The organism is Kaistia granuli DSM 23481 (genome assembly GCF_000380505.1).
GTDB classification, from domain to species: Bacteria; Pseudomonadota; Alphaproteobacteria; order Rhizobiales; family Kaistiaceae; genus Kaistia; species Kaistia granuli.
Genome location: NZ_AQYH01000005.1, coordinates 41,517 through 53,968 on the forward strand (window position 1 = coordinate 41,517; position 12,452 = coordinate 53,968).

The 12,452-nt window shown below is 67.1% G+C and carries 11 protein-coding genes and 2 tRNA genes; 10 read left to right on the forward strand and 3 right to left on the reverse strand.

Translation table 11 applies throughout. The features are described 5' to 3' along the window. Positions 1-59: 59 nt before the first annotated feature. Positions 60-134: transfer RNA gene (locus tag G342_RS0105830), tRNA-Gly, on the reverse strand. Between the two features lie 281 nt (positions 135-415). Then, positions 416-490 (reverse strand) — tRNA-Gly (locus G342_RS0105835). A 287-nt stretch (positions 491-777) separates the two neighbouring features. Here G342_RS0105835 and G342_RS0105840 point away from each other — a divergent pair. The 5 genes from G342_RS0105840 to G342_RS0105860 all read left to right on the forward strand — a co-directional run bounded on the left by G342_RS0105840 (position 778) and on the right by G342_RS0105860 (position 3,959). Further along, positions 778-1,383, forward strand: coding sequence for an outer membrane protein (locus G342_RS0105840; RefSeq protein WP_018182173.1), 606 nt, complete (start codon positions 778-780; stop codon positions 1,381-1,383). A 157-nt stretch (positions 1,384-1,540) separates the two neighbouring features. Next, entirely contained in the window at positions 1,541-2,059 is a 519-nt protein-coding gene (locus G342_RS0105845; RefSeq protein WP_018182174.1) for a prolyl-tRNA synthetase associated domain-containing protein, read from the forward strand. Positions 2,060-2,135: 76 nt separating this feature from the next. Continuing rightward, a complete protein-coding gene (gene trxA, locus G342_RS0105850) occupies positions 2,136-3,062 on the forward strand; it encodes a thioredoxin (RefSeq protein WP_051094140.1) in 927 nt (308 codons plus the stop codon). A 13-nt stretch (positions 3,063-3,075) separates the two neighbouring features. After that, entirely contained in the window at positions 3,076-3,756 is a 681-nt protein-coding gene (locus tag G342_RS0105855; RefSeq protein WP_018182176.1) for an LON peptidase substrate-binding domain-containing protein, read from the forward strand. A gap of 11 nt (positions 3,757-3,767) precedes the next feature. Then, on the forward strand, positions 3,768-3,959 hold the full coding sequence (locus tag G342_RS0105860; protein WP_018182177.1) for a Trm112 family protein: 192 nt from the start codon (positions 3,768-3,770) through the stop codon (positions 3,957-3,959). A 261-nt stretch (positions 3,960-4,220) separates the two neighbouring features. Here G342_RS0105860 and G342_RS0105865 read toward each other — a convergent pair whose 3' ends face one another. After that, positions 4,221-5,459 carry a ubiquinone biosynthesis hydroxylase gene (locus G342_RS0105865; RefSeq protein WP_018182178.1) on the reverse strand — a complete coding sequence of 413 codons (1,239 nt, stop codon included), beginning with the start codon at positions 5,457-5,459 and terminating at the stop codon, positions 4,221-4,223. 99 nt (positions 5,460-5,558) lie between these two features. On the opposite strand from G342_RS0105865, the gene tesB reads away from it, so the two are divergent. The 5 genes from tesB to G342_RS0105890 all read left to right on the forward strand — a co-directional run bounded on the left by tesB (position 5,559) and on the right by G342_RS0105890 (position 12,447). After that, the gene (gene tesB, locus G342_RS23395) at positions 5,559-6,461 is read left to right on the forward strand and encodes an acyl-CoA thioesterase II (protein ID WP_018182179.1); all 903 of its coding nucleotides are present in this window, start codon (positions 5,559-5,561) and stop codon (positions 6,459-6,461) included. Positions 6,462-6,691: 230 nt separating this feature from the next. Then, a complete protein-coding gene (locus tag G342_RS0105875) occupies positions 6,692-7,030 on the forward strand; it encodes a P-II family nitrogen regulator (protein WP_018182180.1) in 339 nt (112 codons plus the stop codon). Between the two features lie 126 nt (positions 7,031-7,156). Further along, entirely contained in the window at positions 7,157-8,503 is a 1,347-nt protein-coding gene (locus G342_RS0105880) for an ammonium transporter (RefSeq protein WP_018182181.1), read from the forward strand. A 173-nt stretch (positions 8,504-8,676) separates the two neighbouring features. Further along, a complete protein-coding gene (locus G342_RS0105885) occupies positions 8,677-9,861 on the forward strand; it encodes an aminotransferase class I/II-fold pyridoxal phosphate-dependent enzyme (RefSeq protein WP_018182182.1) in 1,185 nt (394 codons plus the stop codon). A gap of 24 nt (positions 9,862-9,885) precedes the next feature. Then, positions 9,886-12,447 (forward strand): FtsK/SpoIIIE family DNA translocase, encoded by a 2,562-nt coding sequence (locus G342_RS0105890; protein ID WP_018182183.1) that lies wholly within the window; start codon positions 9,886-9,888, stop codon positions 12,445-12,447. The last annotated feature ends 5 nt before the right edge of the window (positions 12,448-12,452 follow it).

Here is a 12,452-nt window from a genome sequence, read left to right on the forward strand (position 1 = left end):
CAAAAGGGCCACGGAAAACCGTGGCCCTTTTTGAACTTCCGGTGGGTTGCCGGAAGGATTGGAGCGGGTGAAGCGATTCGAACGCTCGACCCTAACCTTGGCAAGGTTATGCTCTACCCCTGAGCTACACCCGCTTCTCGCCGGCACCGCCGACGTGGGCACCTTATGACCCAAGCCCGGATCGATTGCAAGAGATCGGCGAGCGCTTCGCCGAGATCCCACAACTCGTCGCGACCGGCCCGATACGAACCCGCCCCCCCCCGCCGACAGCCCCGGCCGACACGGTTTTTCTTCCAGAACAAGTGAGATCAGCGACGGAAAGTTTTCTGCCGGCACAGGCAAAACCAGCCGGAAAAGCAAAAAGGCCACGGAGAACCGTGGCCTTTTTGAGCATCCGGTGGGTGACCGGAAGTATTGGAGCGGGTGAAGCGATTCGAACGCTCGACCCTAACCTTGGCAAGGTTATGCTCTACCCCTGAGCTACACCCGCTTCTCGCCGGCACCGCCAGCGTGCGCACCTTATGACCGAAGCCGGAATCGATTGCAAGAGGGTTTTTGCGTCCCAATTTGAGCCAGAAATCTGCCACCGCCCCGCCACGATGCGAGACCTTTTTACCGCAGCAACCCGGTGAATCCGGACTTTCGCGACCCCTGCGCCGGCTCAAGGGTCGTCAGGCCGGGATCGACGTGCTACCTCCCCGGCCGGGTCAAGCCAGGGGTGGCTGAGGTACTGGGTCCAGGCGCGTATTGCCTGGAACCGCATCTCTTGAGGTACCCATGAAAAAGCTTCTTCTCGCCGGCGCGGCGCTCCTCGCCCTCTCCGGCGCCGCCTCCGCGGCGGATCTCACCTATGAGCCCGCGCCGGCCCCGGTCGAGCCCATCGTCACGGAAGCCGCCTTCAACTGGACCGGCTTCTACGTCGGTGTGCATGGTGGCGCGCTGTTCGGCGACTTCACCGGCGATCTGGACGGCCTGAGCGGCACCGGCGGCCTCATCGGCGCCCAGGCGGGCTACAACTACCAGATCGACCATTGGGTGATCGGCGTCGAGACCGACATCGCCTATTCGTCGCTGTCCGACGTCGCCGACCTCGACTGGCTCGGCAAGACCACCGTTCGCGGCGGCTATGCCTGGGACAAGTTCCTGCTCTACGCAAAGGGCGGCGTCGCCTATGGCGACATCAAGTTCGCCGACGAGAGCCAGTGGAACGTCGGCTGGACGGCCGGTGCCGGCGTCGAATACGCCTTCACCAACAACATCACCGCCAAGCTCGAATACAATTATGTCGACCTCGGCGAGGACGACATCGGCAATTTCGTGCCGGCAGTCAGCGGCGGCGCGACCGGTTCCTCGGTCACGGCCGGCCTGAACTTCAAGTTCTGATCGGTTTCGATCCGGACGATGGGAAAGCCCGGCCTCGCGCCGGGCTTTTTCTAGGCTGAGCCTCTCGCCGCGCCGCCGCCGCTCCGGCATCCCGGCCCGCCGGCTTGCCGACCCGGCGGCGACATGCTTCATCTGCCGTTCAGCCAGGGGGATCCCGATGCCGGCCACGCCAGACGATCTGTTCCAGCTTTTCCACAGCCTCGGCATCGAGACGGTGACGGTCGAGCATCCGCCGCTGTTCACGGTCGAGGAATCGCAGGGGCTGCGGGGCGAAATCGCCGGTCGCCACAGCAAGAACCTGTTCCTGAAGGACAAGAAGGGCGCGCTCTTCCTCGTCGTCGCCGAAGAGGAAGCCGCGATCGACCTGAAGCGGCTGCACGAGCGCATCGGCGCGTCCGGCCGCCTGTCCTTCGGCTCGGCCGAGCTGATGCAGGAACTGCTCGGCGTGACGCCGGGCTCGGTGACGCCCTTCGGCCTGATCAACGACCGCGAGGCGCGAATCCGGGTGGTGCTCGACGAGGCGCTGGCCGGGGCCGACCCCGTCAACTTCCATCCGCTCACCAACACCGCGACGACGACGATCGCCGCCGCCGACCTGCTCACCTTCCTGCGCGCCACCGGCCACGAACCACTTTTGCTGTCCTTTTCGACCGCGCCGGCCAGTCCGGATTTGTAAAACCGGGTTCGAAGCGCCATCTTCTCCCCGACATGCCGGCGCGTGAGCCGGCCCCGTGACGATCGAGGCAATCCGCATGAACCAGCCCAGCTTCAACATCGGCGACGCCGCCGCGACGTCGGCCAACGGCGCCGAGGCGCTGATCAAGGACACGACGACCAACAGCTTCGCCAAGGACGTGCTGGACGAATCCCGCCGCCAGCCGGTTCTGGTCGATTTCTGGGCGCCGTGGTGCGGCCCGTGCAAGCAGCTGACGCCGGTGATCGAAAAGGTCGTCCAGAACGCGCGCGGCACGGTGAAGCTGGTCAAGATGAACATCGACGACCATCCGCAGATCGCCGGCCAGCTCGGCATCCAGTCGATTCCGGCCGTCATCGCCTTCGTCGACGGCCGCCCGGTCGACGGCTTCATGGGCGCGCTGCCGGAAGGCCAGATCAAGGAGTTCATCGAGCGCGTGGCCGGCCCCGCCGGCGGCGCCGAGCTCGAAGCAGCCCTCACCGAGGCCGATGCCCTGGTCGAGCAGGGCGATTTCGCGCAAGCCGCGGAGGTCTATGCCGCCATCCTCGCTGCCGAACCCGACACGTTCCGCGCCCTGGTCGGTCTGATCCGCTGCGACGTGGCGACCGGCAATGTCGACGCGGCGAAGGAGCTGCTCGATTCACTGCCGGTCGAGAAGGCCAATGACCCCGCCGTGACCGCGCTGCGCGCCCAGATCGCGCTGGCCGACCAGGCCGCCGATCTCGGCGAGGAAGGCGAATTGCGGGCCCGGATCGAGAGGGATCCGAAGGACTACGACGCCCGTTTCGAGCTGGCGCTGCTCCTGAACGCGAAAGACCAGCGCGAAGACGCGGCCGACCTGCTTCTTGACATTTTCCGGCTGAATCGCAGTTGGGAAGAGGACAAGGCCCGCAAGCAGCTCGTGCAGTTCTTCGAGGCCTGGGGCCCGACCGACGAGGCGACGCTCTATGGCCGTCGTCGCCTCTCCTCTCTGCTGTTTTCCTAAGGGCACAAGTCGGATGCAGGTAGGCATTGCCACCTATGAAGGCCCGGACGATCTCCCCGATCTGATTCCGGTTTTCCCGCTTCCCGAGGCATTGCTGTTGCCGCGCGGGCAGATGCCGCTCAACATTTTCGAGCCGCGCTACATGGCGATGATCGACCATGCGATGGCGGGCGACCGCGTCATCGGCATGGTGCAGCCGCTGACCATGTCGGAGACGGAGGATGGCGACGAAGCCGGCGAACTGTTCGCCGTCGGCTGCGCCGGCCGCATCACCTCCTATGCCGAGACGGGCGACGGCCGCTACATGATCTGCCTGACCGGCATCAGCCGGTTCCGCATCATCGAGGAAGTCGAGCCGGAATCCGGTTTCCGGCGCGCCCGCGTGACGGCGGCGGATTTCACCGCCGATTTCATCGAGGACGCCGGTTCCGACACGGTCGACCGCACGCATCTGCTCGATACGTTCCGCCTCTATCTCGATGCCAACCATCTGGAAGCGGATTGGGACAGCATCGAGAAGGCCTCGAACGAGACGCTGGTCAACGCGCTGTCGATGATGAGTCCCTATGGCATGGCCGAGAAACAGGCCCTGCTCGAGGCGCCCGATCTGAAGACGCGCTCGGAGACGCTGATCGCGCTCACCGAAGTGTCACTGGCCCGCCGCAGCGGCGGCGCTCCGTCGCAGCTGCAGTAGAGGAGGCCGGCATGGTGCATGTCGAGCGACCGGCAAGCCGGATCGATGGCAAGCTGCTGGAGCTGCTTGTCTGCCCGCTGAGCAAGACGGCGCTCGAATATGATCACCAGCGCCAGGAACTGGTGAGCCGCGCCGCGCGGCTCGCCTATCCGATCCGCGACGGCATCCCGATCATGCTGCCGGACGAGGCCCGGCCGATCTAAGCGGGTCTCGCCGTCATCTTGGATGACGCCGTGCGGCGGGGCGTTTCGTGCGGTCGGCAACCCGGCGTGTTCCCTCCCCTTCACCTCTCCCTGAGGGAGGGGTCGACGACCGAAGGTCGGCGGGTGAGGGTTTACGGCGTCGCGGATCTGCCTCCCTCCTCCGGGAGCTTCATCCGGAGGGCTTCCTAAACCCTCACCCGGCCCGTTGGGCCGACCTCTGCCTCAGGGAGAGGTGAAATCATCGCGACACATCGCCAGAACTCAGATCGCCTCGCCGCGCAGCAGGCGCGGGCCGGAGGTGCCGACGTCGGAGGCCGTGCCGATAAAACTCTCCTTGAGCCGCGGCAACCGGTCGACCAGGCCGAGGCCGACATCTCGAACAATCCTGAGCGCCGGATTGTCGTTCGAGAACAGCCGGGTCAGACCGTCGGTCATGATCCCCATCTGCACCGTGTCGAACCGCCGCCAGCGCTCGTAGCGCTCCAAGATGTCGAGCGTGCCGGGATCGAGGCCGAGGCGCGCCGCCTCGACCACCGTCTCGGCCAGCGCCGCCGCGTCCTTGAAGCCGAGATTGAGGCCCTGGCCGGCGATCGGATGGATGGCGTGCGCCGCGTCGCCCACCAGCGCGACGCGCGGCGCGACGAAGGAGCGCGCCAGCTTCAGGCCGATCGGATAGGCGCGGCGGGGACCGATCGGCTCGATCGCGCCGAGCTGGTGGCCGAATCGGCGCTCGAGTTCGAGCTGGAAGGTGAAATCGTCGGCCTTGACCAGACGGTCGGCGCTTTCCGTGCTCTCCGACCACACCAGCGACGAGCGATTGCCGGGCAGCGGCAGGATGGCGAACGGGCCGGCGGGCAGGAAGTGTTCGACGGCCCTGCCGTGATGCGGGCGCTCGTGCTGAACCGTGGTGACGATGCCGGACTGGCCGTAGGACCAGCCGACGGTGCGGATGCCGGCGAGATCGCGCAGGCGCGACTTGGCGCCATCGGCGGCGACCAGCAGGCGAGCCTTGATCGTGCGGCCGCCAGCGAGCTTTGCCGCGACATGCGAGGAATGGGTGACGAAATCGACCACCGATTCGCCGGCGATCAGATCGACGCCGGCCGCCGCGGCAGCCTCGGCGAGCGCGCCGACCAGCGCGCCGTTCGGCACCATGTGGGCGAACGGCTCGCCATCGGCGACGGAGCCGGAAAAGGTCAGGAACACCGGTCGCACCGCATCGCGCAGCTTGCTGTCGGTGACGATCATCTCGGTGATCGGCTGGCTGGTCTCGGCGATCACCGCCCAGATGCCGAGCTGCTCCAGCATGCGCTTCGCCGCCGCGGCGATCGCCGAGGCGCGGCCGTCACGCGATCCCGCGCCGGCAGGCGCCGGATCGACCACCGCGACCGACAGCGACGGAGCGCCCTGTTTCAGCGCCAGCGCCGTGCACAAGCCGACATAGCCGCCGCCGGCGATCAGCACGTCGAGGACGGGTTCTTCGTGTTCACGCGCGCCCATAAAGATCCGTCCCTTCCGGCAATCCGCCGCTTGACTTGACCGGCCATCGGCCGCAACACCAACGCTCGTCCCGCCGAACCGCTGCAAGAACACTCCCGCATGATCGACGACCTCCTCTCGATACTCGATCTGGAACCGCTGGAACACAATCTGTTCCGGGGTCGCAGCTTCGATCCCGGCTGGCAGCGCGTCTTTGGCGGCCAGGTGATCGGCCAGTCGCTGGTCGCCGCCTCGCGCACGGTCGAGCCCGACCGGCACGTGCACTCGCTGCATTGCTATTTCCTGCGCCTTGGCGACCCGGCCGCGCCGATCATCTACGAGGTCGAGCGGGTTCGCGACGGCGGCAGCTTCTCGACGCGCCGCGTGGTCGCGACCCAGCACGGCCGCTCGATCTTCGTCATGTCGGCCTCCTTCCACATCCGCGAAGAAGGCTTCGATCACCAGATCACCATGCCGGACGTGCCGCCGCCGGAGGATCTGCCGGTCGACGGCCCGCACACCGCCGCCCTGCTCGACGGCGCGCCAGAGGGCGTGCGGCTCTACTGGGAGCGACTCCGGCCGATCGAGCTCCGGCCGGTCGACCTCGAAGGCTTCTTCACCCGTGCCGAGCCGCGCCAGGGCCATGCGATCTGGATGCGGGCCAAGACCTCGATCGGCGACGACCCGGTGCTGAACAGCTGCGTGCTCGCCTATGCGTCGGACCTGACGCTGCTCGACACCACCCTGCTCGCGCATGGCCGCTCCGCCTTCGATCCGAGCGTGCAGGTCGCCAGCCTCGATCATGCGATGTGGTTCCACCGGCCGTTCCGGATCGATGACTGGCTGCTCTATGTCGAGGACAGCCCCTCGGCGCATGGCGCGCGCGGCTTCAACCGCGGCAGCCTGTTCGACCGGCGCGGCGTCCTCGTCGCCTCGGTCGCGCAGGAAGGGCTCGTGCGCCCGGTCGAGGCATCGGCGCACAATTCGCTGGCGCTGACCCGACCCTCTCAGCCTAAAAAATAATCACAACAATTCGACTGCCTGCAAAGCAGGCACAATTTGCGGCAAGACCGAGGCGAGGCCTCGGATCGCATCCGTTCGACTGACGCGCTTTTACGCGAATCGCATTTTTTCCCGACGCCCGGACGGCAGTTGGCACGGACCTTGAATGGTCATCGCCAGTGAACGCCGCCGCGTGGCTTGTCAGGCCGCGCGGTTCTTGAGCTGCCAGAGAAAGACGGGAATCGAGACACATGCAAATCGTGATGGCGATTATCAAACCGTTCAAGCTGGACGAAGTCCGCGACGCCCTGACGGCGATCGGCGTCCAGGGCCTGACGGTGACGGAAGTGAAGGGCTACGGCCGCCAGAAGGGGCATACCGAGATCTACCGGGGCGCCGAGTATGCGGTGAGCTTCCTGCCGAAGCTGAAGATCGAGGTCGCGGTGGCGACCGAGGCGGTCGACGCCGTCGTCGAGGCGATCGCCGCCGCCGCCAAGACCGGCCAGATCGGCGACGGCAAGATCTTCGTCTACCAGATCGAGCAGGCCGTCCGCATCCGCACCGGCGAGACCGATACGGACGCCCTCTAGCGCGATCCGCCGACGCTGCAGAGCGTCGCGCGACTCCGAGCATCACATCGAACAACAGCCGCGAGAAGGACACGCGTCCCGGGCGCCGGCAGCCGACCACAGGGTCGGTTCGACAGGAGAGGTTCCATGAAGCTTCGAAATGCACTTTCCCTGGTGGGCGCGGGTGGCGCGCTCCTCGCATCGGCGGCGGTCGCCTTTGCCCAGGACACCGCCGAGCCGGCCGTTGAAGCGGCCGAGGCCGCCGTCGCCGCCGCCACGCCGACGCTGAATTCCGGCGACACCGCCTGGATGCTGATCTCGACCGTGCTGGTGCTGGCCATGATCGTGCCTGGCGTCGCGCTGTTCTACGGCGGTCTCGTCCGCGCCAAGAACATGCTTTCCGTGCTGATGCAGGTCCTGCTGATCGCCTGCGTCGCGATGATCATCTGGGTGTTCTACGGCTACAGCCTCGCCTTCACCGATGGCGGCGCGCTGATCGGCGGCCTGTCGAAGGCGTTCCTCGCCGGCATCAAGCCGGACACGCTCTCCGGCACGATCCCGGAATATGTCTTCCTGTCGTTCCAGATGACCTTCGCGGCGATCACCGCGACACTCGTCGTCGGCTCGTTCGCCGAGCGCACGAGGTTCTCGGCCGTGATCCTGTTCATGATCCTCTGGATCACCGTCGTCTACCTGCCGATCGCCCATTCGGTCTGGCAGTCGACCGGCTGGCTGTTCCAGCGCGGCGCGCTTGATTTCGCCGGCGGCACGGTCGTCCATATCAATGCCGGTATCGCCGGCCTGGTCGGCGCGCTGATCATCGGCAAGCGGGCCGGCCTCGGCAAGGATCTGATGCCGCCCCATTCGCTGACGCTCTCCATGGTCGGCGCGGCCATGCTCTGGGTCGGCTGGTTCGGCTTCAACGCCGGCTCGGCGCTCTCGGCCGGCGCCGTCGCCGGTCTCGCCACCATCAACACCTTCGTCGCCACGGCGGGTGCCGCCATCGGCTGGTCGCTGATCGAATGGATCGTCCGCGGCAAGCCCTCCATGCTGGGCGGCATCTCGGGCGTCGTCACCGGTCTGGTCGCCGTCACCCCGGCCGCCGGCTTCATCGGCCCGGTCGGCGCCATCGTGCTCGGCTTCGGCGCGTCGATCATCTGCTTCTTCTTCGTCACCACGGTGAAGAACCGTTTCGGCTATGACGACAGCCTGGACGTGTTCGGCATCCATGGCGTCGGCGGCATCGTCGGCGCGATCGCCACCGGCATCCTGGTCAGCCCGTCGCTCGGCGGTGTCGGCATCGAGGGCTACGCCATGGGCCACCAGCTCTGGGTGCAGATCGAAGGCGTGCTGTTCACCGTCGTCTGGTCCGGCATCGGCTCGGCCATCCTCTACAAGATCGTCGACGTCATCGTCGGTCTGCGCGTCCGTCCGGAAGTCGAGAGCGAAGGCCTCGACATCGTCGAGCACGGCGAGCGCGCCTACCACAACTGATCCGGCCGGGCGCCCCGGCGCCCGCCGCAACAAAAACAACACCTTCCAGACCCGAGAGACCCCGGCCTTGCGCCGGGGTCTTTTTTTCGCCGCACGCCCGGGATGGTTAAAGCCGGCTTAACCAACGGCCGTTAGGGTCGATTTATCAGTCTTCGAAAACAAGGATCGGCGTCATGCTCGGCCCGACGAGCGCCCGCAAAGCCTCTTCTCCCTTCGCCCGTCTGAACGACCGGCTGGCCGGCATTCCCGCCGGGCAAGCGCCGATCAACCTGACCATCGGCGAGCCGCAGCATCCCGTCCCCGCTTTCGTGGCGCCGGTGATCGCGGAGAATATCGCGCTGTTCGGACGCTACCCCCCGGTGCGCGGCACCGACGCCTTCCGCGGCACCGTCGCCCGCTGGCTCGACCGTCGCTACCAGCTTGCCACGACCATCGATCCCGAGCGCATGGTGCTGCCGCTGAACGGTTCGCGCGAAGGCCTCGCGCTCGCCGCGCTGTCCGCCCGCCAGCGCCGTCCGGAGATCGAAAAGCCGGTCGTTCTGCTGCCCAATCCGTTCTACCAGGCCTATGCCGCCGGCGCCGAAGTGGCGGGGGCGGAGATCGTGCTGCTCGATGACGGCGCCGACGCCCGCTCGATCCCCGATCTCGGCCGGATTTCCGACGACGTTCTGGCGCGCACCATCGCACTCTACATCGCGTCACCGACCGCCCCGCAGGGCGACGTCGCGACGCTGGAGGACTGGACGCGGGTCCTCGAGACCGCACGCCGGTTCGACTTCATGGTGTTCGCCGACGAATGCTATTCGGAAATCTACCGCGACGTGCCGCCGCCCGGCGCGCTGCAGGCGGCCGACCAGCTTGGCAGCGGCTATGCCAACGTCCTGGTTTTCCATTCGCTGTCGAAGCGATCGAACCTGCCGGGGCTGCGCTGCGGCTTCGTCGCCGGCGATCCGGATTTCCTCGCCGAATGGATGCGCTTTCGCAACATCGCGGCGCCGCAGGTGCCCGGCCCGATCCAGGCCGTCGCCATCGCCGCCTATGAGGACGAGAGCCACGTCGCCGACAACCGGGCGCAGTACAACGCCAAATATGCCGCTGCCACCGCGATCCTCGGGCCGAACATCCGCGCCAGGACGCCGGAGGGCGGCTTCTTCCTGTGGCTCGAAGTGGGCGACGGCGAAGCGGCGGCGGTCAAGCTCTGGCAGGAGGCGGGCGTCCGGACCATTCCCGGCGCCTATCTTTCGCTGCCGCGTCCCGACGGTTCCAATCCGGGCACGCCCTATCTTCGCGTCGCCATGGTGCAGGATCTAGCCACCACCCAGGAAGCGCTCACCCGTATGGCGCGTGTTCTCGGCTAAAAGTGCAAAGGACATGACCGGATAATGCGTTCGACACGATCGGTTTCGCTGCCTCTGCCTTCCGAGGAAGACGACGGCATCCGCAGGCTCCTCCGCCGCCATGTCCGGCTGCTGACGGGGCTGGCGCTCATCGCCGGCACGGCCGCCGTCGCGGCGAGCCTCGCGACATGGGCGGTCGATGATCCGTCCCTGTCCTACGCGGTCGACAAGGAGGCGGTGAACGTCCTCGGCCTGCCGGGCGCGATCATCGCTGATCTGTTGATGCAGTTCTTCGGCCTCGCCGTCGCGGTCCTGCTTCTGCCGGCCGTGATCTGGGGCTGGCGCGGGCTGTTCGGAGGACGGCCTTTCGCCAAGACGATGCTGCTCTCCTGGCTCGGCGCCAGCGCCTTCGCGGCCGCCCTGGTGGCGCTTGTCCCCGTGACGGCCAAATGGCCGCTGCCGACCGGGATGGGCGGCGTCATCGGCGACATCTTCGCCCGCCTGCCCGGCCTGGTGGTCGGCACGCCCGTCACCCAGACCACGACGATCGTCGCCGGCGCGCTGTTCGGCCTCGTCGCGCTGGCGCTGTTCCTGCATTCGACCGCCTTCATCCGCTTCGGCCGGCAATCCGATGAACGCGCCTCGGTGAACGAGCCCGTGCGGTCGACGCCGAAGCGCCAGCGTCCGGAAGAGCGCTTCGACGACAATGACGATCTGCTCGGCGAGGAGGAGCGTTCGAGCTTCTTCACCGTGCCGCTCGGCGCGCTCGCCCATTTCGGCTACTCGGCCAAGGCGAGCCTCGCCCGCCTGTTCGGCCGCAATCGCGGCGAGCTGCAGGAGCGCCACGCCGGCGCCGATGTCGACGGTCGCCCGCAGCGCGACCGCGTCGAGCCGCGCCTGGCCGGCGCCAAGGCTCCCGCCCGCGCCCGGATCGCCGAGCCTGAAGACGATTTCGACGACTGGTCGGAGGAGGACGACGCCGATATCGACCTCGCGCCCGTCGCGGCACCGGCCCGTGTGCCCGCCGCCCGTGCCAAGCCCGGCAAGCGCCAGACCCGCGAAGCCCAGCCGACGCGCGGCCCGAACGACGTGTTCGAACTGCCGGCGCTCGACTTCCTGACGCCGCCCCGCGCCGTCGATCCGCGCGCCAAGATCAACACCGAGGCGCTGGAGCAGAACGCCCGCGTGCTCGAGGGCGTGCTCGACGATTTCGGCATTCGCGGCGAGATCATCCATGTCCGCCCCGGCCCCGTCGTCACGCTGTACGAGCTGGAGCCGGCGCCCGGCATCAAGTCGTCGCGCGTCATCGGACTTGCCGACGACATCGCCCGCTCGATGAGCGCCATCGCCGCCCGCGTCGCCGTCATTCCCGGCAAGAACGCCATCGGCATCGAGCTGCCGAACGCCCGCCGCGAGATGGTGTTCCTGCGCGAAATGCTGGCGGCCGAGGATTTCGAGCATTCGAAGGCCCGTCTGCCGATCGGCCTCGGCAAGACGATCGGTGGCGAGCCGGTCGTCGTCGACCTGTCGCGCATGCCGCATCTGCTCGTCGCCGGCACCACCGGCTCGGGCAAGTCGGTCGCCATCAACACCATGATCCTGTCGCTGCTCTACCGGCTGACGCCGGCCGAGTGCCGGCTGATCATGATCGACCCGAAGATGCTGGAACTCTCCATCTATGACGGCATCCCGCATCTGCTGACCCCCGTCGTCACCGATCCGAAGAAGGCCGTCGTCGCGCTCAAATGGACCGTGCGCGAGATGGAGGACCGCTATCGCAAGATGTCGAAGGTCGGTGTGCGCAACATCGACGGCTACAATGCCCGCGTCGGCCAGGCCAAGGCGCGCGGCGAGATCCTGACCCGCACGATCCAGACTGGCTTCGACAAGGAGACCGGCGAGGCGATCTACGAGCAGGAAGACCTGCCGCTGGAGCCGATCCCCTATATCGTCGTGATCATCGACGAGATGGCGGATCTGATGATGGTGGCCGGCAAGGACATCGAGGGCACGGTGCAACGCCTGGCCCAGATGGCGCGCGCCGCCGGCATCCACGTCATTATGGCGACGCAGCGTCCCTCGGTCGACGTCATCACCGGCACGATCAAGGCCAACTTCCCGACCCGCATCTCGTTCCAGGTCACCTCGAAGATCGACAGCCGCACCATTTTGGGCGAACAGGGCGCGGAACAGCTGCTCGGCCAGGGCGACATGCTCTACATGGCCGGCGGCGGCCGCATCCAGCGCGTGCACGGCCCCTTCGTATCCGACGAGGAGGTCGAGAAGATCGTCGGCCACCTGAAGCTGCAGGGCCGGCCCGACTATCTCGACGCCATCACCGAGGATGACGGCGAGGACGAGGGTGGCGGTGATCCGGCGGCAGTGCTCGGTGGCGAGGAGTCGAACGACCTCTACGACAAGGCCGTCGCGGTGGTCTTGCGCGATCGCAAGGCCTCCACCAGTTATATCCAGCGTCGCCTTTCCATCGGCTACAACCGCGCCGCTTCGCTGATCGAGCGGATGGAGCAGGAAGGGCTGGTCGGCCCCGCCAATCATGCCGGCAAGCGCGAGATCCTGGTCGGCGGCGAGGATGACGGACGGTTCTGACGCCC

Bases quoted from the DNA above. Each gene is read 5' to 3' on its own strand.
- G342_RS0105885 (WP_018182182.1), top strand. From the start codon at position 8,677: ATGCTCGGCCCGACGAGCGCCCGCAAAGCCTCTTCTCCCTTCGCCCGT.
- G342_RS0105840 (WP_018182173.1), top strand. From the start codon at position 778: ATGAAAAAGCTTCTTCTCGCCGGCGCGGCGCTCCTCGCCCTCTCCGGC.
- tesB (WP_018182179.1), top strand. From the start codon at position 5,559: ATGATCGACGACCTCCTCTCGATACTCGATCTGGAACCGCTGGAACAC.
- G342_RS0105890 (WP_018182183.1), top strand. From the start codon at position 9,886: ATGCGTTCGACACGATCGGTTTCGCTGCCTCTGCCTTCCGAGGAAGAC.
- G342_RS0105855 (WP_018182176.1), top strand. From the start codon at position 3,076: ATGCAGGTAGGCATTGCCACCTATGAAGGCCCGGACGATCTCCCCGAT.
- G342_RS0105880 (WP_018182181.1), top strand. From the start codon at position 7,157: ATGAAGCTTCGAAATGCACTTTCCCTGGTGGGCGCGGGTGGCGCGCTC.
- G342_RS0105845 (WP_018182174.1), top strand. From the start codon at position 1,541: ATGCCGGCCACGCCAGACGATCTGTTCCAGCTTTTCCACAGCCTCGGC.
- G342_RS0105860 (WP_018182177.1), top strand. From the start codon at position 3,768: ATGGTGCATGTCGAGCGACCGGCAAGCCGGATCGATGGCAAGCTGCTG.
- G342_RS0105875 (WP_018182180.1), top strand. From the start codon at position 6,692: ATGCAAATCGTGATGGCGATTATCAAACCGTTCAAGCTGGACGAAGTC.
- trxA (WP_051094140.1), top strand. From the start codon at position 2,136: ATGAACCAGCCCAGCTTCAACATCGGCGACGCCGCCGCGACGTCGGCC.
- G342_RS0105865 (WP_018182178.1), bottom strand. From the start codon at position 5,459: ATGGGCGCGCGTGAACACGAAGAACCCGTCCTCGACGTGCTGATCGCC.